At 73.4% G+C, this 26549-nt stretch carries 20 protein-coding genes; 9 read left to right on the top strand and 11 right to left on the bottom strand.

All coding sequences use genetic code 11. The features are described 5' to 3' along the window. Positions 1-7 precede the first annotated feature (7 nt). Positions 8-1429, top strand: coding sequence for a lipase maturation factor family protein (locus tag ACIRFL_RS22010; RefSeq protein WP_404030818.1), 1422 nt, complete (start codon positions 8-10; stop codon positions 1427-1429). Positions 1430-1678: 249 nt separating this feature from the next. On the opposite strand, the gene ACIRFL_RS22005 is transcribed toward ACIRFL_RS22010, so the two are convergent. Beyond that, positions 1679-1855 (bottom strand): hypothetical protein, encoded by a 177-nt coding sequence (locus ACIRFL_RS22005; RefSeq protein WP_404030815.1) that lies wholly within the window; start codon positions 1853-1855, stop codon positions 1679-1681. 459 nt (positions 1856-2314) lie between these two features. On the opposite strand from ACIRFL_RS22005, the gene ACIRFL_RS22000 reads away from it, so the two are divergent. Further along, the gene (locus ACIRFL_RS22000) at positions 2315-2710 is read left to right on the top strand and encodes a hypothetical protein (protein WP_404030813.1); all 396 of its coding nucleotides are present in this window, start codon (positions 2315-2317) and stop codon (positions 2708-2710) included. Positions 2711-2978: 268 nt separating this feature from the next. Here ACIRFL_RS22000 and ACIRFL_RS21995 read toward each other — a convergent pair whose 3' ends face one another. The 5 genes from ACIRFL_RS21995 to glgA form a co-directional block, all read right to left on the bottom strand. Then, positions 2979-4475, bottom strand: coding sequence for an SDR family NAD(P)-dependent oxidoreductase (locus tag ACIRFL_RS21995; protein WP_404030810.1), 1497 nt, complete (start codon positions 4473-4475; stop codon positions 2979-2981). Positions 4476-4667: 192 nt separating this feature from the next. Continuing rightward, a complete protein-coding gene (locus tag ACIRFL_RS21990; RefSeq protein WP_404030807.1) occupies positions 4668-6011 on the bottom strand; it encodes a wax ester/triacylglycerol synthase family O-acyltransferase in 1344 nt (447 codons plus the stop codon). A 145-nt stretch (positions 6012-6156) separates the two neighbouring features. Next, a complete protein-coding gene (locus ACIRFL_RS21985) occupies positions 6157-8478 on the bottom strand; it encodes a GH92 family glycosyl hydrolase (protein WP_404030804.1) in 2322 nt (773 codons plus the stop codon). 664 nt (positions 8479-9142) lie between these two features. Beyond that, complete coding sequence (gene glgC / locus ACIRFL_RS21980; RefSeq protein ID WP_404030801.1) at positions 9143-10363, bottom strand: glucose-1-phosphate adenylyltransferase; 1221 nt, start codon at positions 10361-10363, stop codon at positions 9143-9145. Between the two features lie 52 nt (positions 10364-10415). Next, positions 10416-11567: a glycogen synthase gene (gene glgA, locus ACIRFL_RS21975; RefSeq protein ID WP_404030799.1), complete on the bottom strand. Its 1152-nt coding sequence runs from the start codon at positions 11565-11567 to the stop codon at positions 10416-10418. A gap of 319 nt (positions 11568-11886) precedes the next feature. Here glgA and ACIRFL_RS21970 point away from each other — a divergent pair, with 319 nt between their 5' ends. Beyond that, the gene (locus ACIRFL_RS21970) at positions 11887-13041 is read left to right on the top strand and encodes a DMT family transporter (protein ID WP_404030796.1); all 1155 of its coding nucleotides are present in this window, start codon (positions 11887-11889) and stop codon (positions 13039-13041) included. Here ACIRFL_RS21970 and ACIRFL_RS21965 read toward each other — a convergent pair. Beyond that, on the bottom strand, positions 13031-14251 hold the full coding sequence (locus ACIRFL_RS21965; protein WP_404031023.1) for a transglycosylase family protein: 1221 nt from the start codon (positions 14249-14251) through the stop codon (positions 13031-13033). The genes ACIRFL_RS21970 and ACIRFL_RS21965 overlap by 11 nt on opposite strands. Before the next feature lie 341 nt (positions 14252-14592). On the opposite strand from ACIRFL_RS21965, the gene gndA reads away from it, so the two are divergent. After that, entirely contained in the window at positions 14593-16032 is a 1440-nt protein-coding gene (gene gndA / locus ACIRFL_RS21960; protein WP_404030793.1) for an NADP-dependent phosphogluconate dehydrogenase, read from the top strand. Positions 16033-16488: 456 nt separating this feature from the next. Here the strand turns inward: gndA and ACIRFL_RS21955 are convergent, their stop codons facing one another. Then, positions 16489-16833, bottom strand: a complete 345-nt coding sequence (locus ACIRFL_RS21955) for a GNAT family N-acetyltransferase (RefSeq protein ID WP_404030790.1) — start codon at positions 16831-16833, stop codon at positions 16489-16491. A 196-nt stretch (positions 16834-17029) separates the two neighbouring features. On the opposite strand from ACIRFL_RS21955, the gene ACIRFL_RS21950 reads away from it, so the two are divergent. From ACIRFL_RS21950 to ACIRFL_RS21930, 5 genes are all read left to right on the top strand, one after another. Continuing rightward, entirely contained in the window at positions 17030-18007 is a 978-nt protein-coding gene (locus ACIRFL_RS21950) for a YbhN family protein (protein ID WP_404030788.1), read from the top strand. A gap of 68 nt (positions 18008-18075) precedes the next feature. After that, positions 18076-18840, top strand: a complete 765-nt coding sequence (locus ACIRFL_RS21945; protein WP_404030786.1) for a crotonase/enoyl-CoA hydratase family protein — start codon at positions 18076-18078, stop codon at positions 18838-18840. Between the two features lie 223 nt (positions 18841-19063). Further along, entirely contained in the window at positions 19064-20146 is a 1083-nt protein-coding gene (locus ACIRFL_RS21940) for a mechanosensitive ion channel family protein (RefSeq protein WP_404030783.1), read from the top strand. A 442-nt stretch (positions 20147-20588) separates the two neighbouring features. Then, on the top strand, positions 20589-22808 hold the full coding sequence (locus ACIRFL_RS21935; protein ID WP_404030781.1) for an NADP-dependent isocitrate dehydrogenase: 2220 nt from the start codon (positions 20589-20591) through the stop codon (positions 22806-22808). A gap of 163 nt (positions 22809-22971) precedes the next feature. Beyond that, the gene (locus tag ACIRFL_RS21930) at positions 22972-23769 is read left to right on the top strand and encodes an N-formylglutamate amidohydrolase (protein WP_404030778.1); all 798 of its coding nucleotides are present in this window, start codon (positions 22972-22974) and stop codon (positions 23767-23769) included. A gap of 68 nt (positions 23770-23837) precedes the next feature. On the opposite strand, the gene ACIRFL_RS21925 is transcribed toward ACIRFL_RS21930, so the two are convergent. Genes ACIRFL_RS21925 through ACIRFL_RS21915 form a run of 3 tightly spaced genes read right to left on the bottom strand, consistent with a single transcriptional unit; the run spans position 23838 to position 26445 of the window. Further along, positions 23838-24368: a hypothetical protein gene (locus tag ACIRFL_RS21925; protein ID WP_404030775.1), complete on the bottom strand. Its 531-nt coding sequence runs from the start codon at positions 24366-24368 to the stop codon at positions 23838-23840. Continuing rightward, positions 24365-25003, bottom strand: coding sequence for an RNA polymerase sigma factor (locus tag ACIRFL_RS21920; protein WP_404030772.1), 639 nt, complete (start codon positions 25001-25003; stop codon positions 24365-24367). The genes ACIRFL_RS21925 and ACIRFL_RS21920 overlap by 4 nt, the downstream gene beginning before the upstream one ends. After that, complete coding sequence (locus tag ACIRFL_RS21915; RefSeq protein WP_404030769.1) at positions 25000-26445, bottom strand: S8/S53 family peptidase; 1446 nt, start codon at positions 26443-26445, stop codon at positions 25000-25002. The genes ACIRFL_RS21920 and ACIRFL_RS21915 overlap by 4 nt, the downstream gene beginning before the upstream one ends. Positions 26446-26549: the final 104 nt, after the last annotated feature.

Genomic DNA, 26549 nt, shown 5'->3' with positions numbered 1-26549 from the left:
CGGGACCGTGGACTGGTTCACCGCATCCGAGTACTGGCTGAGCCGACTGGTGTTCCAGCGGGCCCTGGCCGCCGTCTACCTCGTCGCGTTCCTGACAGCCGCCCTCCAGTTCCGCGCGCTGATCGGGGAGCGGGGCATGCTGCCGGTCCCCCGGTTCGTGGCACGGGTGCGCTTTCGGCGCGCGCCGAGCCTGTTCCACCTGCACTACTCCGACCGGTTCTTCGCGGCCTGCTGCTGGGCGGGCTGCGCCGTCTCGGCGGCGCTGCTCGCGGGGGCGGACTCGCTGCTTCCCACGGCCGGCGCGATGGCCCTGTGGCTGGTGCCCTGGGCGCTGTACCTGTCGATCGTCAACGTCGGCCAGACCTGGTACGCGTTCGGCTGGGAGTCGCTGCTGCTCGAGGTCGGCTTCCTCGCCGTGTTCCTCGGCAACGACGAGGTCGCGCCGCCGGTGGTGGTGCTGTTCCTGCTGCGCTGGATCCTGTTCCGGCTGGAGTTCGGCGCGGGCCTGATCAAGATGCGCGGCGATCCGTGCTGGCGGAACCTGACCTGCCTGTACTACCACCATGAGACCCAGCCGATGCCTGGCCCGCTGAGCTGGTTCTTCCACCGGCTGCCCGGGCCGCTGCACCGGGTGGAGGCTGCGGCGAACCACGTCACCCAACTCGTGGTGCCCGTGCTGCTGTTCGCCCCGCAGCCGGTGGCGACGGTCGCCGCGTCCCTGATGATCGTCACCCAGCTGTGGCTGGTGCTGTCCGGCAACTTCTCCTGGCTGAACTGGATCACCATCGTGCTGGCGCTGCCGGCGATCCGCTTCCCCGGCACGCCCCCTTCGGTGGGCGCGGCCCCGCTGTGGTTCGTGTGCGTGGTGCTCGGCGCCGCCGCGCTGCTCGTGTTCCTGAGCTACCGCCCGGTGCTGAACATGGTCTCCCGCCGCCAGGTGATGAACCGCTCCTTCGACCCGCTGCACCTGGTGAACACCTACGGTGCGTTCGGCAGCGTCGGCCGGGTCCGCTACGAGGTGGTGGTCGAGGGCACGCTGGACGCGGTGCCGCGGGCGGACGAGGGGTGGCGGGAGTACGAGTTCAGGGGCAAGCCGGGCGACCCACGGCGCTGGCCGCGCCAGTTCGCCCCCTACCATCTGCGGCTGGACTGGCTGATGTGGTTCGCGGCGCTGTCGCCCGCGTACGCCGGTGACTGGTTCGGCGGCCTGGTGGAGCGGCTGCTGGAGAACGACCGGGACACCCTGCGGCTGCTGCGCCGTTCGCCGTTCCCGCCGGACCGGCCGCCGCGCTATGTCCGCGCCCGCCTCTTCCGCTACCGGTACACGACCTGGCGCGAGCTACGGGAGACGGGCGCCTGCTGGGAGCGGACGTACGTCCGGGAGTTCCTGCCACCGACCCGGCTGACGACGAACACTCGGACGCCGTAGCCGCGGGCGGCGGTGCGCTCGCCCGCTTCCAGGTGGGCGGTCAGTTCCCGGCGGGCGGCCTCGTACGCGGCGACACGGTCCGGGCGCTCGCCGAGAGCGGCGCCCGGCGTGTGCGTCTCGCCGGCGGCGATGGGCCGGTGGCGGAACGGGCAGGTCCACGGTCAGTCGCCGGGCACGGCGTCTCTTGTCGGCATGGGCGTGGGCCTCGCACGCCCATGCGGCGGGGGACCGTGCCGGGCGTCCCTCGGGTCAGTCGACGCTTGGCAGGATGTGGGGTTCGGCCAGGTCGTCCTCGTAGCCCGCGAGGCGGATCGGGGCCGACCGGGCCCACACGTCGAGGCTGCCGAGCTGTCCGGGCCTGCGCCCGCCCGAGCGCTCCGGGCGTTCCTTGGGGCGCTGTTCGTGATTCGTCTTCTCCGGTGTCACCGCGCACTCCTTATGTGTCGGGTCACCCTCGGGGCGTGCCGGCCAGTGTGCGTCTCCGGCGCTCGACGCCCGCTCGGGTCTGATGAAAGGCCAGTTCGGACGCGGTGGCGCCGGTACTCGCAGCAGAGCCGGCCGTGATGGACCGGTCGGCCCCGGACGGACCGTGGGTGTGGATGGGACCCGGTGTTGTCGTCCGCCTCACCCCAGGTTAACCAAATGAGCGGGGGTCCGCTCGATCGGGAGTGCAAACAAGCTGTAACGTTCGCGCGTCACTCCGTGCTGCACCAACAGCGATTTGACCCTATTTGTAACGTAATGCACCTCTTGGGATCGCCCGTTCGAAGCAAGGGTCGAACAAAGGAACCCGGCGCTGTGCAGTTCAAGTCCCGTTGGCCGGGTCGCAAGCTCTCCATGATCTGCTGACACCAGGCAACGGCTGTCTCGCGGGAGGACTGACGCATGGAGCTGCGCAGCGTCGAGGAGCTGATGGATCTGCTGTACGCCTGCCGGTACGAGCACGGGCTGCGCACCGCCGCGCTGCTGCGCCGCACCCGGCCCGCCGACAAGGAGCTCCAGGTGGCGGGGCTGGTGCACGGCATCGGACAGCTGCTCGGGCCGGGCGATGCGGCCGAGCGGGCGGCGCGCGCCGCGGAGGCCGTACGGCCGCTGCTCGGGGAGCGCGTATACGGTCTGGTGCGGCAGCGTGGGCCGGCGGCCGACGACGATCTGCTGCGTCTGCAGCATGCGGCCGAGGAGGGCCGGGCCGTCGTCTTCGACGCGGGCGTTCTGGAGGACTGGCGCACGGTGCTCGAACTGGTGGCGGCGCGGTCGGCTCGCGCCGGGCGTTGGCCGTGATGGTCGGTCCGCCTGAGCGGTCCCCTGCGGGGCGTTGTGGCCGGTCGCGCAGTTCCCCGCGCCCCCTTTCGGGGCGCACAGCCGTCGATCGACTGCGGGAGCGTCGTGGCTGGGCGCACCGTTCCCCGCGCCCCCTTTCGGGGCGCACAGCCGTCGATCGGCTGCGGGAGCGTCGTGGCCGGGCGCACCGTTCCCCGCGCCCCCGTCGGGGGGCAACGGGCGGCGGGCCGGTGCGGGGGCGTTCGACGCGGTTCTTTGGGGAGGGCGGTTACCACTTGCTGGGGGCGTAGTCCTTGAGGAAGACGCCGTGGAGGTCTTCGCCTTTCTCGCCGCGGACGATCGGGTCGTAGACGCGGGCGGCGCCGTCGATCAGGTCCAGCGGGGCGTGGAAGCCGGCCTCGGCGAGGCGGACCTTGTCGGGGTGCGGGCGCTCGTCGGTGATCCAGCCGGTGTCCACGGCCGTCATCAGGATGCCGTCCTTCTCGAACATCTCCTGCGCGCTGGTGCGGGTGAGCATGTTGAGCGCGGCCTTGGCCATGTTGGTGTGCGGGTGCCCCGCGCCCTTGTAGCCGCGGCTGAAGACGCCCTCCATGGCGGAGACGTTGACGACGTACGTCCGCCGGGCCGGGGAGGCCGCCATGGCCGGGCGCAGCCGGCTGATCAGGATGAACGGGGCCGTCGAGTTGCACAGCTGGACCTCCAGCAGCTCCACCGGCGTGACCTCGTCCACCGACTGGATCCAGCTGTTGGTGTCGTGCAGGTCGGGGACCAGCCCGCCGGCGTCGATGGCCGTACCGGCCGCGATCCGCTCCAGGGACGCCGAGCCGGAGACGAGCGCCAGGCCGGTCACGTCCTCGGCGGTCAGGGCGCCGCCGCCGGCCACCGGGAGCGCGGCAACCGCGCCCGAGCCGAAGGCGCCGATCACCTGGGCGGCCGGCAGCTCACCGGCCGGCAGCGGAGCGGACTCGGCGGCGACCAGCTCGCTGTAGGCCTGCGGGGAGCGCCGCACCGTCTGCGCCGCGTTGTTGATCAGGATGTCGAGCGGGCCCTCGGCGGCGACCGCGTCGGCCAGCGCCACCACCTGGGCGGGGTCGCGCAGATCGATACCGACGATCTTCAGCCGGTGGATCCACTCGTCGCTGTCGGGCTGGGCCTTGAAACGGCGGATCGCGTCGTTCGGGAACCGCGTCGTGATCGTCGTGTGCGCGCCGTCGCGCAGCAGCCTGAGCGCGATGTACATGCCGATCTTGGCCCGGCCGCCGGTGAGCAGCGCCCGCTTGCCGCTGAGGTCGGCGCGGGCGTCGCGGCGGGCCCGGTTCTCGTCGGCGCACTCCTGGCACAGCTGGTGGTAGAAGTAGTCGACCTCGACGTAGCGCTGCTTGCAGATGTAGCAGGAGCGCGGGCGCTGGAGCACTCCCGCGATCCGGCCCGCCTGCGTCGTCGAGGAGGGCAGGATGCCCTCGGTCTCGTCGTCGATGCGCTCGGCGGAGCCGGTCGCGGTGGCCTCCGTGACCGCCTTGTCGTGGGCGGTCTTGGCGGCCCGGCGCTCCTGGCGGCGGCGCTGCTTGACCGTGCGGTAGATCTGCGAGGTGGCCCGGCGCACCTTGACCGCGTCGGGGTGGTCGACCTCGATCCGGTCGAGTTCCGCCAGCACGCTGAGGCACACGGCGAGGCGTTCGGGGTCGATTCCCGGACCGTACGCCGCCTCGTCACCGGGCTCCAGCGCCCCCTCGGGAGCCGCCGGGCCGTCCTGTGTCACCGTCATCGCGTTGCCGTTTCCCTGATCACCGCACGGCGCTCCGGTCGCGCCGCCGTCGAACGCGGAATTTTACGGAGCGCCCGGCCGCACCGCCAAACCCGGCCCCCATGGGCCGGCGGGACGGCGTGCGGCGCGCGGGCCGGGGAGCCGGCGGCGCAGGGGGCAGGCGCCGCGGCGGCCGGGGCCCGCCCGCCGTGCTCAGCGCTCGCAGACCGTGATCAGGGCCTCGACCTCGTCGGCCACCGCCCGGGCCAGCCGGTCGAGGTCGGGCACGGCCCGCGCGTCGGCGACGAGCCCGTAGTGGACACGGCCGCGGTACGTCGAGATCGCGACCGCCAGCGACTGGCCGGGGGCGAGCGGGGCGAAGGGGTAGACCTCGGCAAGCTGGTGGCCGCCGAGCCGCAGGCCGAGACCGGGCAGCGGCACGCTGGTGACCAGGATGTCGAACCAGAGCCGGGCGGCCTGGCCGACGAACGGTCCGCCGAGCCGGTGCCCGAGGGCGGGCACATGGTCGGCGAGCAGCGCGACCGCGCCCGCGCCCCGGTTGGGTCCGGCGTCCTTGTTGCGGTCCATCGCGGCACGCACCGTGCCGAGGCGGCGCAGCGGGTCGGGCTCGCCCACGGGAAGCCGTATCAGGTACCCGGAGAGCCGGTTGCCCTGGGGGTGGGCGGTGCGCGGGCGGCGCTTGGAGACCGGGATCAGGGCGCGCGGAGCGACCCCCTCGCTGCCGTCGCCGCGCTCGTCGAGCCAGCGCCGCAGGGCGCCCGCGACGACGGCGATCAGGACGTCGTTGACGGTGCCGCCCGCGGTCTTGCGGACCCGGTGCACGTCGTCGATGTCCAGGACGACGCCCGCGGTGCGGCGGGTGCCGCTCGGGGCGGAGGCGAGCGCGGCGGAGGAGCGCACGCCCAGGCCGGACAGGGCCACGGAGGCGCCGATGTCGAGGGCGCGGCCGATGTCGGACAGGGCGCCGCGCAGCAGGCCGGGCAGCCTGCGCACATCGGGCACCGTGCGGCGCGGCGGCGCGGTGGGGCGGGGGCCGCGCTGCGGCAGGTCCACCGGGTCGAGCAGGCCGGCGGCGAGCTTGAGCGCGCGCAGGCCGTCGGCCAGCGCATGGTGGAACTTGAACAGCACGGCGAAGGAGACGCCGTCCGCGCCGGGCAGGACGTGTGCCTCCCAGGGGGGCAGGCCGCGTTCCAGCGGACGCTGCATCAGCCGGCCCGCGACGGCGTGGAAGTCGTCGGTGGGGGCGTGCAGGCGCACGTGGTTCAGGGGGTCGAAGCCGGGGTCGGGTTCGCGGGCCGCGCCGCCGAAGGCGAGCGGGAGGGTCAGCGGGGAGCCGGTCGGCTGCCACACGTCCCGGATGCGCATGCGCAGGCCGGGCACGGCGGCGGCGCGGGCGGCGAGCAGGTCGGCGGCGTGCGCGCCGGCGGTGGGCGAGTGCGTGGCGAAGACACCGAGCGCGCCCAGGTGCATCGGGTGCAGGTCGGACTCGATGTTCCAGAACGCAAGGTCGAGAGGTGCGAGCAGATGGGATGTCAATGGCTTGCCTCGCGTCGGCGGAGGGTGGACAAGCAGTCAACCCCCCACCGGCGATTACGGTCAAGTACGATCAGACTACGCACAGTTAACGCCACATGGAGCCACCGACCCTCCGAAAGCGGCGGGACGCATGAGGCGCCTGAGGTCACGTCAGGGCAGGTGGGGCCGCCTGGGGTGATGTACCCCACTCTGACGGGCGCGGGCCGACCGTGAACGCGAGCGTCCGCAGGGAGCGCAGCGCACCCGTCGTCAGATAGGTCCGGGCGTGCGGCACTCCGTCGGCGCTGACCGACTGGACGTAGCGGTCGGCGGCCGAGGTGCCGGGCGCGGTGACGGTCAGCCCGCCGCTCGGCCAGTGCCGCCGGTCGAGGACCAGCTCGACCCGGTCGAAGACGGGTGTGGACAGGCCCCAGGTGCCGTAACCGGGCTGCACGGGGAAGAGCCCGATCGAGGAGAGCACGTGCCAGGCGGACATGGTGCCGAGGTCGTCGTTGCCGGTGACCCCGCTCGGCGCGTCCGTGAACAGGGTGAGCGCCGCGTGCACCACGTCGGTGGTCTTCCAGGGCTGACCGGTCGACAGATAGGTGTACGGGGCGATGAGGTCGGGCTCGTTCTGCGGGTTGTACTTGTCCGCGTGGTAGTAGTCGTACGGATCGCCGTGCACCCACACCCGACGGGCGGTGCCCTCCGGGTCGGCCTGCAGCCGGTCGTAGGCGAAGAACGCGTCCAGCCGGTCGTTCGCCGCCCGCTCGCCGCCGAGCAGGCCGATCAGCCCCGGCAGGTCCTGCGGGACCAGCCACTGGTACTGCCAGGCGGTGCCCTCGTGGAAGCCGACGCTGTGCGCCGGGTCCGCCGGTCCGGTGAAGGCGCCGGAGACGTCCCGGGCCCGGAAGAAACCGGTCGAGGGGTCGAAGACATTGCGGTAGTTGCGGGACCGGGCCGCGTAGCGGGCGGCGTCGCCGGTGTGGCCGAGGCCGCGCGCCATCTGCGCGAGCATCGCGTCGGACAGCGCGTACTCCAGGGTCACCGAGCCGCCCTGGTGGAAGTCGGAGTCGCCGAGCTTGGCCCGCGGGCGGTCCTTGTCGTACGGGGCGAAGCCGTGCGCGATGTACTCCGCGCCTGCCTCGCGGCCCGCCATCGGCAGACCGGCCGGCGGCACACCGTCGGCGTTGCGCTTCAGCACCCGGTACGCCCGCTCCTCGAACCCGGCGAGCAGGCCCTGCTGGTAGGCGGTGGTCAGGAACGGGGTGACCGGATCGCCCGTCATGATGTTCGTCTCGACCGTGCCGTAGCCCCACTTGGGCAGCCAGCCGCCCTCCTCGCCGACCCTGACCACGGAGAGCGCCATGTCACGGGCCTCGCGCGGCGCGAGCAGGGCGAGCAGCTGGCACTGGGTGCGGTAGGTGTCCCACAGCGACCAGTTCTGGTAGTACGTGAAGTCCCGCGCGCGGCGCACCCGCAGGTCCCAGCCCCGGTAGCGGCGGTCCGCGTCGCTGCCGACGTTCGGCGCGAGGAACGACCGGTACAGCGACGAGTAGAAGGTGCGCAGGCGCACCGGGTCGCCGCCCGTGACGCGGACCGTGCCCAGCCGCTCCTCCCACGCCCGCCGCGCCGCCGCGCGCACGGCGTCGAAGGAACGGCCGCCCTCCGCGGCCAGGTTGACCTCCGCGCCGTGCGCGTCGACGTACGACAGGGCGGTGGTCGCCGTGACGGTGCGCTGCCGGGTCGTGTCGAAGCGCAGGTAGGCGCCGCCCGGCCCGGTCCGCGCGCCGGGCGTGACGGTGGCGCCGTCCCAGGTGCCGTACGCCGTGAACGGCCGGTCGAAGCGGGTCAGCGTGTACACGGTGTAGGGCGGGGTGTCCCGGCAGAAGCCACGGCCGGTGATCTTGGTGCGCACCGTCCGGTCGTCGAGGATCCGCACCTCGCCCGCGACCGGCTTGTGCAGCGACTGGGCCGCGTTCAGCAGCACGTTCGCCTTATCGGTGGCGGGGAAGGTGTAGCGCTGCACGCCGGTGCGGGCGGTGGCGGTGAGCTCGGCCCGGATTCCGGAGGCCAGGCCCACCCGGTAGTAGCCGGGGCTCGCCCGCTCGTCATCGTGCCGGAACCCGGCCGCGTACCCGGCGTAGTCCGTCCGCGTGACGTCACCGGTGGTCGGCAGCGCGGGCAGGTCGCCGCCGATGCGGCAGCCGACGCCCGAGAGGTGGACCAGCGAGAAGCCGCGGATCCGGCGGTGGGAGTAGTCGTAGCCGGTGCTGTGCCCGGTGTCCGGGGACAGCTGCACCATGCCGAAGGGCACGGCGGCGCCGGGGAAGGTGTTGCCCTCGTTCTGGGTCCCGATGAACGGGTCGACCAGGTCGGTGAGGTGGCCGACGGTCGGCTCGGCGGCCCGTGCGGCGGGGGTGGCGAACAGCGCGGACGCCGCCATCACCCCGGCCAGGCACAGTCGCGGACGCCGGGTCACTCTCATCTCGGATGACCTCCGGATCTCGACATCGTTGTCTGCATCCTGAGGTCCGCGGACCGGGAAGCCGGGGATCCCGCGGCGGTGGTGCACAACACGTCGCCCACGCGGCCCTGCCGGGAGCGGCACAGGGGCCGGGTGCGCTGCACGTCACCCGCACCGCCCTGCCGACGCCGGGAGCGGCGCACGGGGGTGGTGCGCCGCACGGCGCCCAGTCGGCCCAGCCGATACCGGGAGCGGCGCACGGTGGGGTGCACGACGCGCCGCACGCGCAGCCCTGCCGATACCGGGAGCGCCGCACGGAGGTGGTGCGCTGCGCGTCCACCCGCACCTCCCTGCCAACGCCGACAGCCACGCGCGGCGGTGGCCCACGACGCGACACCCGCACCGCCCCGTCGGTGCCGGGAGCGCCGCACGCACCGCCCTGCCGACGCCGGGAGCGGCGCACGGGGGTGGTGCGCTGCGCACGCGCGGGCCTGTCGGTGCCGACAGCCGCGCATGAAGGTGGCGCACGGCCCTGCCGGTACCGGGAGCGCCGCACGGAGGTGGTGCGCTGCGCGACACCCGCACCGCCCCATCGGTGCCGGGAGCGCCGCACGGGGGTGGTGCGCGGCGCGGCGCACGCGCGGGCCTGTCCGGGGGCGGGAGTGGGGTTGCTTTCGGCGGTCCGTCAGGAGACCCGTTGGCCCTTGCCGAGCGCGATCACCCCGGCCGGGGAGACCGTGTACAGCTCCGCGTCCCGCTCCGGGTTGACGCCGATGGTCGCGCCGGGCGGCACGTCGACGTTCTTGTCGAGGACGGCGCCGCGGACCACCGCGCCCCGTCCGACGTGCACGTTGTCGTGCAGCACCGAGCCCTGGACGACGGCACCCGGGTCGACCACCACGCCCGGGGACAGCACGGACCGGGTGACCTGGCCGCGGATCAGACAGCCGGCGCTGATGATGGACTCGCTCGCCATGCCGCCGGCGTTGAACCGGGCCGGCGAGAGCTGGTTGGAGTGGGTGTAGACGGGCCAGCTCCGGTTGAACAGGTTGAAGGCGGGACGCTCGGCGATCAGGTCCATGTGCGCGTCGTAGTACGCGTCCAGGGTGCCGACGTCCCGCCAGTAGCCCCGGTCGCGGCTGGTCTCGCCGGGCACGTGGTTGTCGCCGAAGTCGTACAGCTGCGCCTCGTCGCGGCCGGTGAGCCGGGGCAGGATCGAACCGCCCATGTCGTGCGCGGAGGACTCGTCCTCGGCGTCCCGCTGCAACGCCTCGATCAGCGCCTTGGTGGTGAACAGGTAGTTGCCCATCGAGGCGAAGACCCGCTCCGGGTCGTCCGGCAGGCCGGGAGGGTCGGCGGGCTTCTCCAGGAACCGCTGGATGCTGCGCCCGTCGGAGCCGGGCGTGATCACCCCGAACGCCGAGGACTCGGAGCGCGGCACGCGGATGCCCGCGACGGTCACGCCCGCGCCGCCCTCGATGTGCTGCCCGAGCATCTGCCGCGGGTCCATGCGGTAGACGTGGTCGGCGCCGAACACCGCCACGTAGTCGGGCTGTTCGTCGTGCACGAGGTTGAGGGACTGCAGGATCGCGTCGGCGCTGCCCAGGTACCAGCGCGGGCCGAGCCGCTGCTGCGCCGGGACGGGGGTCACATAGTTGCCGAGCAGGCTCGACATCCGCCAGGTGGTGGTGATGTGCCGGTCCAGCGAGTGCGACTTGTACTGGGTGAGCACGCAGATGCGCAGGATGTCGGCGTTGACGAGGTTGGAGAGCACGAAGTCCACCAGGCGGTAGGTGCCGCCGAAGGTGACCGCCGGTTTGGCCCGGTCCGCGGTCAGGGGCATCAGCCGCTTGCCCTCGCCGCCCGCGAGGACGATGCCGAGCACTGAAGGTCCTCCACGACGCATGGCCGCTCCCCCCTCACCCTGGTTCCCCCATCGTGCCCTGGCGCGGCACGCGTTAAGCCTGCTTGACGACCTCCTCGTACAGTGCGACCGTGCGCCGCGCCACCGCGTCCCAGCCGAACTCGCGCACGGCGCGCTCCCGTCCGGCCTCGCCCATCCGCCGGGCCGTCGCCGGATCGCCGAGCACGCGGTCCAGGGCCCGCGCCAGGGACGTCTCGAAGTCGTCGTCCATGTCGACCAGCAGCCCGGTCCTGCCGTCCTCGACGACCTCGGGGATGCCGCCGACCCGGGACGCCACCACCGGGGTGCCGCAGGCCATCGCCTCCAGGTTGACGATGCCGAGCGGTTCGTACACCGAGGGGCAGACGAACACGGCGGCGTGCGTGAGGAGTTGTACGACGTCGGCCCGCGGCAGCATCCGCGGGATCCAGTGCACACCGGCGCGGACGCGGCTCAGCTCACCGAACAGGTCGCGGAACTCCCGGTCGATCTCGGGGGTGTCGGGGGCGCCGGCACACAGCACGACCTGGGTGGCCGGGTCGATGTCCCGCACGGCGCGCAGCAGCCGGGGCACGCCCTTCTGGCGGGTGATGCGGCCGACGAACAGGACGTAGGGCCGGTGCGGGTCAAGGCCGTTGCGGGTGAGCACGTCGGTGCCGGGGTCGGGCCGGTACAGGGCGGTGTCGATGCCGTTGTGCACGACGTGGACCCGGGCCGGGTCGAGCGCCGGGTAGCAGCCGAGGATGTCCTCGCGCATCGCCCCGGACACGGCGATCACCGCGTCGGCGGCCTCGATCGCGGTGCGCTCGGACCAGCCGGACAGGGCGTAGCCGCCGCCCAGTTGCTCGGCCTTCCAGGGCCGCAGCGGTTCCAGGGAGTGGGCGGTCACCACGTGCGGGACCCCGTACAGGAGCTTGCCGAGGTGGCCGGCGAGGTTGGCGTACCAGGTGTGCGAGTGGACGAGTTCGCGGCCCGCCAGGGCCGCGGCGATGGACAGGTCCACGGAGAAGGTGCGCAGCGCGTCGTTGGCGGTGTCCAGCGCGGTCCACGGGCGGTGCCGTACGACGCCGGCGCTTCGGCCCTCGCCCCAGCAGTGCACCTCCAGGTCGACCAGGCAGGCCAGCTCCCGGGCAAGGAACTCGACGTGGACGCCCGCGCCGCCGTACACGTCCGGGGGGTATTCCCGGCTCAGCAGTCCCACTCGCACCCGTAACCCCCTGCTCTCACCGGCCGGTCCCCTCATGGTGGCCCGTACGGGGCGCGCGGGGAAGGCCCCGGCGGCCGGCTCGGGCGCAGGCGTCGGCGGCGGCCGGGACGGATCCGCCCCGGTGGGATGACCGGGTGTCCACCCTGCGTCGCCCACCCGTGGGATGACGGGGAACGGACCGTACTCCATCGGCAGTAGGACCCATTGCCTGCTCAGGTACGACGACGGGAAGCCTTCGGGCGGGCAGAGTGTTGCCCATGCAAGACGATCGTTCGCCGCACCGGGCCGCGCGCCCCCGTTCCACGCAGAGGAGCAGTTCATGAGTGCCCTCGCGTTGTCCGTGGTGCTCTCGATCGTCTCCGCCGTCGCCTACGCCGGCGGAGCGATCGTGCAGGAGCGGGTGGCGGTGTCCTCCTCCCCGGACGACCGGTACGGGCCGCTGCGCCGGCCGAGCTGGTGGGCGGCGATGGCGCTCAACGGGCTCGGCGGGCTGCTGCACGTGGTGGCGCTGGCCTTCGGCCCCCTCAGCCTGGTGCAGCCGCTGGGCGCCCTGACCATCGTGTTCGCGCTGCCCATGGCGGCGCTGTTCGTGGGGCGCAGGGCCGGGGCCGCCGCCTGGCGCGGCGCGATCATGGCCACGGTCGGCCTGGCGGGCCTGCTGTCCCTGGTGGGCGCGTCCGACGGGCACGCGCTCGACGGCGCCGAGCAGTGGGCGGTCGGGCTGGTCACCGGCGGTGCGGTGGTGGCCCTGATGATCGCGGGCCGGGTGGTGCAGCGGCATCCGGCGGTGCGCAGCGTGCTGCTCGCGACCGCGTCCGGCATAGCGTTCGGCATGTCCTCCGTGTTCACCAAGACCGTCGCGGTCGACTGGAGCAGCGGGATCGCCCCGGCGGAGCTGCCGTCGCTGGCCGTGATCGGCGCGTTCGCCGTCGGCGGCGTCCTGCTGTCGCAGGCCGCCTACCGCGGTGGCGGCCTGGCCGCGCCGCTGGCCACGCTGACCGTGGTGAACCCGGTGCTGGCCGCCGTGGTCGGTCTCACCCTGTTCGGCGAGACCTTCCGGTACGGCACCACGGGCACCGTCCTCGCGCTGGGCTGCGGCGTGCTGGCGACGGGCGGACTGGTCCTGCTGACGACCGAGCGCATCGGGCCCGCCCCGCACCCCGGCGAACCGCACCCCGGGGAACCGCTGCCCGCGACGGGTGCGGCCCCGCTGCCCGTGCCCGCACTCGCCGGGACGGCGGCGGGCGGGGAGCCGCCCGTGGTGCTGCCGCAGCAGCGGGGCGCGCCGGTCCTGGCCGAGCCGGACCGCAGACCAGCGGCCGAGGAAACGGCATTCGACGCGCCGCCGGGCCACGGCGAAGGGCGGGCATGGGACGCGTACACGCTCTTCGCCCCCTGCGGCCCGCTGCACAGCGGCGTCTACCGCGTGCCCCTGCCGCTGCGGGGGCGGTGCCGGGCGCAGCTCAGATCCTGACGCCGCCCGAGCGGAGATAGGCGACCGGATCGATGTCCGACCCGAACCCCGGACCGGTCCGCACCTCGAAGTGCAGATGCGGCCCCGTGGAGTTCCCGGTCGATCCGGAACGCCCGATGCGCTGTCCCGCGGTGACCGGCCGGCCGGCCTTCACGGAGATCGCCGACAGATGCGCGTACTGCGAGTAGCGGCCGTCGGCGTGTCGGATCACCACCTGGTAGCCGAAGGAGCCGCCCCAGCCGGCCGCGACCACCTGGCCTGCCGCGACCGCCTTGACCGGGGTGCCGGTGGGCACCGGGAAGTCGACGCCGGTGTGGTAGCCCTTCGACCAGTGCGCGCCCGAGGCGTGGTACCGCGTGTCCATGGCGGCCTGCACGGGCGCCACGAGCAAGTGGGCGGATGCCGACCCGTGGCTGCTGCTGCCGGCCGTCTTCTTCGCCCCGGAGGAGGACTTCTTCGCCTCGGGTGCGGTCTTCTTTCGTTCCGGGGCCTGCTCGGCCTTCGTGGGCTTCTTCGGTGGCGAGGTCCGCTTCTGCGGTGTCGTGCCGGAGCGGCCCCCGGCCGCCGGGGTGTGCAGGTCGAGCCGCTGCCCCGGCAGGATCAGATCGGGGTCGGAGCCGATCGTGCTGCGGTTGGCCGAGTACAGCCGGTGCCAGCCGCCCCGCACCCGGTGCTCCTCGGCGATGCCGGAGAGCGTGTCGCCGTGCACCACCGTGTACATCCGGGCCCGGCCCGCCCGGGACTGCGGCGTGGTCTGCGGCTGCACGTCGCGCACCGGGCTCTGCGCGGGCCGGGTCGCGGCGCCCAGCGGCTGTGTGCCCGGCGCGTCGCCGCCCCGGGTGAGCCCGGCCCGCTCGGAGCACGTCGGCCAGGCGCCGGGCCCCTGTCCGTCCAGCACCCGCTCCGCCACCGCGATCTGCTCGTCCCGGGTGGCCAGATCCGCGCGTGCCGCGTACTTCGCGCCGCCGTACGCCGCCCAGGTGGACTGGGTGAACTGGAGCCCGCCGTAATACCCGTTGCCGGTGTTGACGCTCCAGTTGCCGCTCGACTCGCAGGCGGCGACCTTGTTCCAGGTGGCCGCGTCGGCCGCGTGGGCGGTTCCGGTGCCGATCAGCGGGATCGCGATGCCGACGCCACCCGCCGTGGCCGTGAGCGAGGCGCGGTTGATCCTGTTCGGCTGGTACCGGCGGTGCCGGCCGCGTACGGCCATGGAGAGCCCCCTCGACATGCGCAGGAGCGGCAAAGGTAAGCGCCGCGAACAGGCCATGACAAGACGGCAATCGGCCGCACCGCGCCACAAGTGACCGGGAACCCACCCCAAGTTGGAATACGGCTGAGGCAGGTGGGACTTGTCATGCGTATCTGCCTGCGCAGCCGGAACGGCCGGAACGGCTGGTACGACCGATCGACTGGAACGACTGGAACGACTGGAACACGGCAGCCGGAACAACCAGGACGTGCGGGCGGCGTACCGGCAAGTCAGGATGGTCAGGGGCAATACTGGCGGCACGACCGGCAGCACCGATGTCCAGATCTTTAGGAGCCAACCGAATGAGCACTTCAGCCCAGATCGGCGTCACGGGTCTCGCGGTCATGGGCCGCAATCTCGCCCGCAACTTCGCGCGCAACGGGTACACGGTCGCGGTGCACAACCGCACCGCGACCCGGACCCGGGAGCTGGTGGCGGAGTTCGGACACGAGGGGGACTTCGTCGCCGCCGAGACCGCCAAGGAGTTCGTGGCGGCGCTGGAGCGGCCACGGCGCCTGGTCATCATGGTGAAGGCGGGCGAGCCGACCGACGCCGTGATCCAGGAGTTCGCCCCGCTGCTGGAACCCGGCGACATGATCATCGACGGCGGCAACGCGCACTTCGCGGACACCCGGCGCCGCGAACGCGAGCTGCGCGGCAAGGGCATCCACTTCGTGGGCACGGGGATCTCCGGCGGTGAGGAGGGCGCGCTGCACGGGCCCAGCATCATGCCGGGCGGCTCGAAGGAGTCGTACGACTCACTCGGCCCGATGCTGGAGAAGATCTCCGCGAAGGCCGCGGACGGGGCGCCCTGTGTGACCCATGTCGGCCCCGACGGCGCCGGGCACTTCGTGAAGATGGTGCACAACGGCATCGAGTACGCCGACATGCAGCTGATCGGCGAGGCGTACCAGTTGCTGCGCGATGTCGCCGGGTACTCCCCCGCGCAGATCGCGGACATCTTCCGCACCTGGAACACGGGCCGTCTCGACTCGTATCTGATCGAGATCACGGCCGAGGTGCTCTCCCATGTGGACGCGGCGACGGGCAAGCCGTTCGTGGACGTCGTGGTGGACCAGGCGGAGCAGAAGGGCACCGGCCGCTGGACGGTCCAGATCGCCCTCGACCTCGGCGTCCCGGTGTCGGGCATCGCCGAGGCCGTGTTCGCCCGCTCGCTGTCCGGGCATGCCGCGCTGCGGGCGGCGTCGCGGGATCTGGCCGGGCCGAAGCCGGCCCCGCTCGGCGAGGCGGAGGCGGCGGCGTTCGCCGACCGGGTCGAGCAGGCGCTGTACGCGTCGAAGATCGTGTCGTACACGCAGGGCTTCCACGAGATCGCCGCGGGCAGCGCGGAGTACGACTGGAACATCGACCTCGGCGCGGTCTCCGCCATCTGGCGCGGCGGCTGCATCATCCGGGCGGCGTTCCTCGACCGCATCCGCGCGGCCTACGACGCCCGGCCCGACCTGCCGAGCCTGCTGTCCGACGAGACGTTCGCGCAGGAGATCGCGGCGGCCCAGGACGACTGGCGCGAGGTGCTGGTCGCGGCGACCCGGCAGGGCGTCGCGGCCCCCGGTTTCGCGGCGGCCCTCGCCTACTACGACGCCCTGCGCGCCGAGCGGCTGCCCGCCGCGCTGACCCAGGGGCAGCGGGACTTCTTCGGGGCGCACACCTACCGGCGGATCGACCGCGACGGCTCGTTCCACACGCTGTGGGGCGGGGACCGCTCGCAGGTCGAGGCATAGCGGGGCGCCGGCCGGGGGCGGGCGGCCCGTGCGGGGCCGCCCGCCCCCGGCCGGGTCAGGTCAGCGGTGGACCCGGTTCGGGGTTCGGCACGGGCTCCGGGCCGGGCGGGATCGGGGACGGCGAGGGCTCCGGCGGCGGCCCCGGATGCGGGGCGGGCGGCGGAGTCGGGGCCGGGCCGGGGGCCGGCGGTTCCGGGGCCGGCGGCGGCTCGGGGGCCGGTACCGGGCTCGGATACGGGTCCGGCGGGCGGGGGCCCGGACCCGGCGCGGGTCCGGGCGGGGTGGGTTCGGGATGCGGATTGCTCATGACGTCCTCCGGCGGGCCACTCGACAGCGCCACTGGACTACTCCCCCGCGTACCCGGCAGCGCGTCCACCACTCACCCGGGCACACCGGGGCCGTCCCCGCCGCGGCAGGACCGTCGCGGCGGTACGGCGCCCGCGGTCGCCGCCGCGGTCAGAACCGGCCGGGGTGCGCCGCCAGCCAGGACTTCGCGGCCCGCAGCAGGTCGCGGTCGGCGGGCGGCGCCTCCTCGGGGTGGCGGGCGGCCCACTTGACGACGTACGGGCACAGCGGGGCCACCGCGACGCCCTCGCGTCCGGCGATGGCGTACAGCTCGCGGGCCAGGGAGCCGGCGATGCCCTTCCCCTCGTGCGCGGGTTCCACAACGGTGTGCACGGGGACCAGGGCACGCCCCGGTGACTCCAGGACGAAGTACTCGATGCGGCCCACGACTTCGGCGTCGGAGACGGCCTCCAGCCGGCCCGCCACCCGGTCGTCGCGGATCTCGATGTCACTCATGGCTGCGTGCCCTCCTGCTTCGGTCTGCCGAGCGTAACCCATGTGATCAGCGGCGGTGCGGCGCCGGTGGCACCCCGCACGCGGGTGCGGACGGCAGGCGCGGTGGCGGGTCCGCCCTCACCCGCTTCCCGTACGTAAGCCGCCGTCCCCTGTCCGGCCACCCGCCGTTGACGTGGGGCGGAAAACCTCTCCGGGTGTGACAGCGGCACACCTCCCCGATCCCCGCGGGCCACGACGTCTTCTGCGGCGCCTGCCCGTCCGCCAGGTGCTGTGCCTGGCCCCGCTCGTGCTCGTCACCGTGATCGCGGTGCGGCACCGCTCCGTGCTCGCCGAGGGCTTCGGCCATCTGCGTGCCGCGTCCTGGCCCTGGCTGCTGGCAGCGGGCGGCGCCACCTGCCTGACCTGGGTGGCGGCCGCGGTGACCCGGCAGGGGGCGGTGGTGCAGCCGCTGCCGAAACGACGGCTGCTGGCCACCCAGTTCGCGGCCTACGCGGCCAACCACCTGCTGCCGACGGGGCTCGGGTCGAGCGCGGTGAACCTGCGCTTCATGACCGTGTGCGGGGTGCCGCTCGCCCGTTCCTCGGCGGCGGTCGCGCTGTACCTGCTGGCCGAGTCGGTGGGCCGGGTGGGCCTGCTGGCGGCCCTGCTGATCGCCTTCCCGCACGCGCTGCGGGTGGGCGGCCTGCTGCCCGCAGGGACGCTCGGACCGCTGGTACTGGCCGCCGTCCTGCTGCTGGCCGTGGCGGCGTGCGTGCTGGCGCTCGTACGGCGGCTGCGCACGGCCGTGTGGTCCTTCCTGCGCAGCGCGCTGGGCGAGGCACGCTCGGTGCACACGCGTCCGTCGCGGGCGCTGGCCCTGTGGGGCGGATCGCTGGCCTTCCCGGCGCTGCAGGCCGCGGGCCTGGCCGCGGTGGGGCGGGCGCTGCACCTGCCGGTCGCACCGGCGCACATGGCGCTGGCCTATCTCGCGGCGACGGTCGCGGTGGCGCTGGTGCCCACGCCGGGCGGCCTCGGCTCCGTCGAGGCCGCGCTGATCGTGGCCCTGGTGGCGGCGGGCGGACCCGTCGCGGTCGCCACCGCGGTGGTCCTCGCCTACCGCATCATCACCGTGTGGGTGCCGCTGCTGCCGGGGGCGCTGACGCTGGGCGCACTGGTGCGGCTGAAGGTGATCTGAGGCAGAGTGGGCCCTCCGAGCCGACCGGGGACGCGGCCCGGCCGGCCCGCCAGGGAGGAGGGCCGTCCGTGCCGGTGCGCCTGGAACGCGAGGAACACGTCACCACCGTCGTCCTGTCCCGGCCCGAGGCCCGCAACGCGGTGGACGGGCCGACCGCGGCCGAACTCGCCGCCGCCTTCAGGGCGTTCGAGGCCGACGAGCAGGCGCGGGTGGCGGTGCTGTGGGGTGAGGGCGGCACGTTCTGCGCGGGCGCGGACCTGAAGGCCCTGGGCACCGGGCGGGGCAACCGGGTGGCCGAGGACGGGGACGGCCCGATGGGGCCGACCCGGATGCGGCTGTCCAAACCGGTGATCGCCGCGGTCGCCGGGCACGCGGTCGCCGGGGGCCTGGAACTCGCCCTGTGGTGCGATCTGCGGGTGGCGGAGGAGGACGCGGTCTTCGGCGTGTACTGCCGCCGCTGGGGCGTCCCGCTCGTCGACGGCGGCACGGTACGGCTCCCCCGGCTGATCGGCACCGGCCGGGCCCTGGACATGATCCTCACCGGGCGGCCGGTGCCGGCCCCGGAGGCGTACCGGATGGGCCTGGCCGACCGGATCGTGCCCGCCGGGCGGGCGCGGGACGCGGCGGAGGCGCTGGCCGCGGACCTCGCGCGCTTCCCGCAGGCGTGTCTGCGCTCCGACCGGGCGTCGGTACTGGAGCAGGAGGGACTGCCGGAACCGGCCGCACTGCGGAACGAACTCCGGCACGGGGCCGCGGTGTTGACCGAGGCCGCGGAGGGTGCGGCGCGGTTCGCCGACGGCGCCGGGAGGCACGGGTCCTCGACCGACCTGTGAACCACGGGCCCCGGCCCGCCGGGGCCGCCTCCCGCCGGGCGGCCGTGGTGCGAACTCCCGTGCCGGATACGGCAGGATGAACGAGCGCGGCCGGTCCTTCGCACCGTGGAGCCGGCGCGCCCGCACATCCCGGACCCGAACAGGTGACACACAACGTGACGAGACATCGCAGCCGGCCGTCGGACGCGCGGCACGCCGCACGGCGCCGCACCGGAGGTGACCGGTGAACCGGGCACTGACCGCGCACGATCTGATCCTCGCCGCGATCGCCGTGGCCGCGGGCCTGGTGGCGGCGTTCCTGTCGCGGACGCTGCTGCGCTGGCTGGCCAAGCACGCGAAGCGGACCCGCTGGAGCGGCGACGACGTCGTCGTGGACGCCCTGCGGACCGTCGTGCCCTGGGCGGCGATCGCGGGCGGCGTGGCCGTCGCGGCGGCCGTGCTGCCGCTGACCCGGACCGTGCGGCACCACACCGACCAGGCGCTGCAGGTACTGCTGATCCTCGTGGTGAGCGGCGCCGCGGCCCGCGTGGTCGCCGGTCTGGTGCGGACGGTCACCCAGTCCCGGTCCGGGGTCGCCGGCTCGGCCACGATCTTCGTGAACATCACCCGGGTGCTGGTCCTCGCCCTCGGGTTCCTGGTGATGCTGCAGACACTGGGCATCTCGATCGCGCCGCTGCTGACCGCCCTCGGCGTCGGCGGTCTTGCCGTGGCCCTCGCGCTCCAGGACACCCTCGCCAACCTGTTCGCGGGCATCCACATCCTCGCCTCCAAGACCGTGCAGCCCGGCGACTACATCCGGCTGAGCAGCGGCGAGGAGGGCTACGTCGTGGACATCAACTGGCGGCAGACCACGGTCCGCCAGCTGTCCAACAACCTGGTGGTCATTCCCAACGGGCAGCTCGCGAAGACCAACATGACCAACTTCACGCGCCCTGAGCAGGAGCTGACGATCCTGGTACAGGTGGGGGTCAGCTACGACAGTGACCTGGACCAGGTGGAGCGGGTGACCGGCGAGGTCGTCACGGAGGTGATGACGGAGATCACCGGGGCGGTGCCCGACCACGAGCCCGCGATCCGCTTCCACACCTTCGGGGACTCCCGGATCGGCTTCACGGTGATCCTGGGCGTGGGCGAGTTCAGCGACCAGTACCGGATCAAGCACGAGTTCATCAAGCGGCTGCACCGGCGTTACCGCGAGGAGGGCATCCGCATTCCGGCCCCGGCGCGGACGGTGGCCCTCCAGCAGGGGGCGGTCCTGATCCCCCACCAGCGCGCGGCCGAAAACGAACCGACGCCTCCGCAGTGAGGCCGGGGCCGCGCGACGCCTCCGCGGCGGTGCGGGGTGTCTTTGGCCTTGTCGCGCAGTTCCCCGCGTCCCCTACGGCACGCGCCGTTCATGGAACGGGAGCGTTGCCGAGTGCGGGTGCGTTGTGGCTTGTCGCGCAGTTCCCCGCGCCCCTACGGGACGCGCCGTTCATGGAACGGGAGCGTTGCCGGGTGCGGGGGCGTTGTGGCTGATCGCGCAGTTCCCCGCGCCCCCTCGGGGCGCGCCGTTCGTGGAGCGGGAGTGTTGCCGGGTGCGGGTGCATTGTGGCTTGTCGCGCAGTTCCCCGCGCCCCTTCGGGGCCCGGGCGGCGGGCGTTGCGCGGAGCGGGGCGTGGGGGGAGTTGTCGGGTGCTGTCGAGTCGGGGGGCGGTAGGAGATATCTTGATGTCGAGCAATGTTGCAGACGTGGAGCGGAGCACCCGGTGACTGACCCGACCATCATCTACACCTACACAGACGAGGCCCCGGCCCTGGCGACGCATTCGTTCCTGCCGGTGATCCAGGCGTACGCCTCGCAGGCCGGTGTCGCCGTGGAGACCCGGGACATCTCGCTGGCGGGCCGCATCATCGCCGTATTCCCGGAGTACCTGAACGAGGACCAGCGCATCCCGGACGCCCTGTCGGAGCTGGGCGAGCTGGCCAAGACGCCCGAGGCCAACATCGTCAAGCTGCCGAACATCTCGGCGTCGATCCCGCAGCTGAAGGCCGCGATCGCCGAGCTGCAGGGCAAGGGCTACGCGCTGCCGGACTACCCGGACGACCCGAAGAGCGACGAGGAGCGGGAGATCCGCGCCCGCTACGACAAGATCAAGGGCTCCGCCGTCAACCCGGTCCTGCGCGAGGGCAACTCCGACCGCCGCGCACCGGCGTCGGTGAAGAACTACGCCAAGACCCACCCGCACCGCATGGGCGCCTGGACCCCCGAGTCCAGGACGAACGTGGCCACCATGGGCGTCGACGACTTCCGTGCCACCGAGAAGTCCGCGGTGATCTCCGAGGCCGGTGCGCTGCGCATCGAGCTGAAGGGCGACGACGGCTCCACCACCGTGCTGCGCGAGTCCGTGCCGGTGCTCGCGGGCGAGGTCGTCGACGCCTCCGTGATGCGCGTCGCCGCGCTGCGCGAATTCCTCACCGCGCAGGTGGCCCGCGCCAAGGAGGAGGGCGTCCTGTTCTCCGTGCATCTGAAGGCCACCATGATGAAGGTCTCCGACCCGATCATCTTCGGCCATGTGGTGCGCGCCTTCTTCCCGAAGACCTTCGCGGAGTACGGCGAGACGTTCGCCGCGGCCGGTCTGACCCCGAACGACGGCCTGGGCGGCATCTTCAAGGGCCTTGAGTCCCTGCCGAACGGCGACGAGATCAAGGCGTCCTTCGACGCCGAGCTGGCCGAGGGCCCCCGGCTGGCGATGGTCGACTCGGACAAGGGCATCACCAATCTGCACGTACCCTCCGACGTGATCGTGGACGCCTCCATGCCGGCCATGATCCGCACCTCCGGCCACATGTGGGGCCCGGACGGCCAGGAGCACGACACCCTCGCGGTGCTGCCGGACTCCAGCTACTCCGGCGTCTACCAGGCCGTGATCGACGACTGCCGCGCGCACGGCGCCTACGACCCGTCGACCATGGGCTCGGTGCCGAACGTGGGCCTCATGGCGCAGAAGGCCGAGGAGTACGGCAGCCACGACAAGACCTTCGAGATCCCGGTCACCGGCACCGTCCGCCTGGTCGACCAGTCCGGCACCGTCGTCCTGGAGCAGACCGTCTCGGCCGGCGACATCTTCCGCTCCTGCCAGACCAAGGACGCCCCGATCCGCGACTGGGTCAAGCTGGCCGTGACCCGGGCCCGCGCCACCGGCGACCCGGCCGTGTTCTGGCTGGACGAGAACCGCGCCCACGACGCCGTACTGATCGAGAAGGTCAGGGCGTACCTGCCGGAGCACGACACCGAGGGCCTGGACATCCGGATCCTGCCCCCGGTCGAGGCCACCAAGCTGTCCGTGGAGCGCATCCGCCGCGGCGAGAACACCATCTCCGTCACCGGCAACGTGCTCCGCGACTACCTGACCGACCTGTTCCCGATCCTGGAGCTGGGCACCAGCGCCAAGATGCTGTCCGTGGTGCCGCTGATGGCGGGCGGCGGCCTGTTCGAGACGGGGGCCGGCGGTTCCGCGCCCAAGCACGTCCAGCAGCTGGTCAAGGAGAACTACCTGCGCTGGGACTCCCTCGGTGAGTTCTTCGCGCTGGTGCCGTCCTTCGAGCAGTACGCGAAGACCACCGGCAACGCCCGCGCCCAGGTCCTCGCGGACACCCTGGACCGGGCCACGGCGAGCTTCCTCAACGAGAACAAGTCGCCGACCCGCCGGGTGGGCGGCATCGACAACCGCGGCAGCCACTTCTACCTGTCCCTGTACTGGGCGCAGGAGCTGGCCCGGCAGACCGACGACGCGGAACTGGCCAAGGCGTTCGCCGCGTTCGCCGACACGCTCGGCGCGCAGGAGCAGAAGATCGTGGACGAGCTGATCGCCGTCCAGGGCTCCCCGGCCGACATCGGCGGCTACTACCGGCCGGACCGGGCCAAGGCCGACCAGGTGATGCGCCCGTCGGCCACCTGGAACGAGGCGCTGGCCACCCTGAGCTGACCTCCGCCCGGCGACCGCACGCACACCCCGCGGCCCGTCCGCTCCGCCCCGGCCGGCGTACCCCCTGGCCGGGGCGGAGCCGTGTCCGCCGGTGCCCGGGGCGCCGCGTACGGTGGGCGGTGATCGTCCGCCGCAGTGCCGACCGCGCCCAGGGAGCCGCCGCATGCATGCCGCCACACCGCCCTTCGACCTGCTCCCCGGCGCGGCCGACTCCCCGGTGATCCTGCATGTGCCGCACTCCGCGCGGGAGATACCGGCGGCGGTGCGCGCGGGCATCGTGCTGGACGACGCCGCGCTGGAGCGGGAGCTGGACGACATCACGGACGCGCACACGGCCCGGCTGGCCGAGGTCGCGGCCGGGCTGGCCCGGGTCACCCCGTGGCGGTTCGTGAACCGGCTGTCCCGGCTGGTGGTCGATCCGGAGCGGTTCCCCGACGAGCGGGAGGAGATGCTGTCCGCGGGCATGGGGGCCGTCTACACCCGGACCACCCGGCGGGGCACGCTGCGGCCCGCCGACACCGATCCGGGGCCCCTGATCGAGCGGTACTTCCGGCCGTACGCGCGGGCCATGACCGAGGCCGTGCGGGACCGGCTCGCCGCGACCGGCCGTGCCGTCGTGATCGACGTGCACTCCTATCCCACCGAGCGGCTGCCCTACGAACTGCACGGCGACGGGCCCCGGCCGCCGGTCTGTCTGGGCACCGACGCCTTCCACACCCCGGCCGAGCTGGTGGAGGCGGCCCGCGAGGCGTTCGCCGGGTGCGGCGGTACGGGGCTGGACAGTCCGTTCGCCGGGGCGTACGTGCCGCTGGAGTTCCACGGGACGCAGCCCCGGGTCGGCGCGCTGATGGTGGAGATCCGCAGGGACGGCTATATGACGGAGCCGGGCGGCCCGGCCGGGCCCGGGCTGCACCGGCTCGCGTCCGCGCTCGCCGCCCTGGTGGACGGCGCGGGCCGCTGACCCCTACGCCCGCAGCCCTGTGGCGGAAGCCCTTCGCCGCCGCCCCTCACCCGGTGGCCCGGGCCGGCTCAGGCGCGCAGCCACTCGGTGACGACGACGTCCCCGCCCGTGCGCAGCCGCAGCGCGAACGGGCCGGCGGGGCGCGCGTCGCTGGTGAAGCGGCCCAGTTCGTCGACGGGGACCGGCACCGCCGACTGCGGCCCGCCGAGCACCTCGATCCGCGCCGGCTGCGGCGGCAGCACCTGTCCCAGCAGGCCCTGCCCGGTGACCTCGACGTCGACGGTCAGTTCGCCGGCGTGGAAGGTGAGCATGCGGGGCGCGTCCGTGGCTCCCCTGATGGGCAGGCCGTCCACCAGGGAGTCGAAGGCCAGCTCGGCGACACTGGCGTCGAGGTCGTACAACACGTAGGCGTCGAGGGCCAGTTGGCGCAGCCCGGTGGGGACGGGGTCCCGGACGGCGGCCACCTGACGCAGTTCCTCCTCCAGCAGCCCGTCCTCGAATACGGCCGGTTCGAAGGCATCCGCCGCGAGTTCCCGCTCGTCCGCACCGTACGGGTCGTTCTCGTCGTACCGGTCGTTCTCCTCCCGCATGCCGCTCATACCGCCCCCCGTGCGTCGAGCCGGGCCCGCAGCCGGCGCAGGCAGCGCTGGCGCAGCGGTCCGATGCTGCCGACCGCGATGCCGAGGGCGGCCGACACCTCCAGATAGCTGGGCGGCGGCGAGGCCATCAGGACGCGCAGCAACCGGCGGCAGCGGTCGCCCAGTTCCTCGAACTCCTGCCACAGGCGACGCACCCGCTCGGCCTCGGCGGCCGCGTCCTCGGAGTCGATCAGCAACTGCTCCGGGGTGCGGTCCTCGCTCACCCGGTCCAGGACGAGCGGGTCGTCCGTGGGCGTCAGCCGGGTGAGGCTCTTGATGACCTTGAGGCACTCGTGCCGGGCCGTACTGGCGAGCCAGGACCCGGCCTTGTCCGGCTCCCGGATCCGGCCGAGGTGCTGGGCGAAGCGGAACCACACGGTCTGGTAGACCTCGTGCCCGTCGGCGTCGGACAGCCGGTGGGCCCTGACCACCGCCCACACCAGCGGACTCAGCCCTTCCACCAGCGCCTTCCAGGCCCCCGCGTCGCCGTCGACGGCGGCCCGGACCAGCGCGCCGACCTCTGCTCGCTCCACGGCCCCACCCCTCGTGTACGGCCTGTCATCGTACGCCGTGGAGGGGCCGGTTCCGGCCGTCATGCCTGGGCGTCCGACGGGACAACCGGAGCCGGGCGCCAGGTGGGTGGCAGGAGCGCCGGCACATACGCCCCGCGCACTTCCGCGAACGCGGCGGTGGCTTCGAGCAGTTGCCGGCGGGCCGCGCGCGGGTCGCTCTCCTTGTGCGCGCTCATGTGGGCGGCGACGAGCCCGGCGGCCAGCGGGGTGGCGAACGAGGTGCCGCTCCAGTGCGCGAACCCCGCGAAGGTCACCCGGTCCGGCTCGCCCGGGCCGCTGACCCCCTCCTCGTTGTCCTCGCTCAACGCGCCTGTGTGACGCGGGAACTGACAGGTGCAGTCGTAGCCGAAGCCGTACCGGCAGGCGTCGTAGGTGGAGTGCTGGTACACGTAAGGCACGGGCGTCTCGAAGCCGGTGAGGGAGCTGACGAGGCGTTCGCCGGGGGCGTAGGCCGCGACCCAGGGGCCGTGGTTGCTGAAGCAGGCGCCCCGCTCGCCGTCGCCGCGCAGGGCGCCGACCGACAGCACGGCGTCCTGGTAGCCGGGCAACGCGGCGTAGGCGGCGGGCCAGAACGGGGTGGCGCTGCCGTTGTTGCCGGCGGCGGCGACCAACAGGGTGTGCTGCTCGCGCAGTTCCCGCATGAACGCGTCGACGCCGAGCAGCCCGTCGGTGCGCCCGTTGGAGGTGCCGGCGGACAGGCTGATGACGTCCGGCCAGCCGTCGCGGTCGACGGCCTCGAAGAGCCTGGCCCCGAACTCCGACTCCAGGACGGCCCCGGCGTCGTTGAGGGTGCCCCGCACGGTGATGTCGGTGTTGGGCGCGACCGCGGCGACCAGTCCGGCGATGAACGTGCCGTGCCCGACGTACTGCCGCAGGACGCCCTCCTCGTCGGTCTCCGCGACCTGTGCGTCGCCCTCGGTGTGCGCGAGCGGCGGGTAGCAGCGGTGGTCGTGCATGAGGCCGGTGTCCACGACCAGGACGCCGACGGCCGTTTCCTGGTCGTAGGGGGTGCCGTCCGCTGCCGGATTGGGCGGCTCGCCGGCCGGGGCGGGCACCGGCTCGTCGCCGGGGCAGGCGTTGACCGCGATCGAGACCACGTGGTTGCGGCTGACCAGCCGGTGGCCACGGCGCCCCTCCGCCTCGCGCAGGGCGCGCAGGGCGTGGGCCACGGCCGGGTCGCCGTCGCGCACCCCGCGGCCCGGGTCGCCGACCCGGATACGGGTGATGCCGGTCCGGTTGGTCTCCGGGCCCGCGCGGCGCACGTCGTCGGCGGCCAGGTCGGGCGTCGCGGCGAAGTGGCCGCGCACCCTCTCCTCGACGAGGCGTGCCTCCTCGCCGTCGCGGGCGAGGACGACGCCCTTCTCGTAGAAGAACTCGGCGGAGTCGTCCGGGCCCATCGCCAGCGGGACGTCGGTCATCGAGCGCTGGATCTGGTCGAACTGCTCGCGGAATCGCTGGGGTGCCATGGCGTGTCCTCCCATTCGGGCGGCGGTCGTCAGTCAGAGCCCCGGGGCCGCCGGTTGATACAGCCGATACCGTCATCCCCCGCGTCGAACCCGTGTGACGTGCA

Source organism: Streptomyces sp. NPDC102462 (assembly GCF_044765425.1).
Classification (GTDB): Bacteria; Actinomycetota; Actinomycetes; order Streptomycetales; family Streptomycetaceae; genus Streptomyces.
This window is presented reverse-complemented; position numbering and strand designations above follow the sequence as displayed.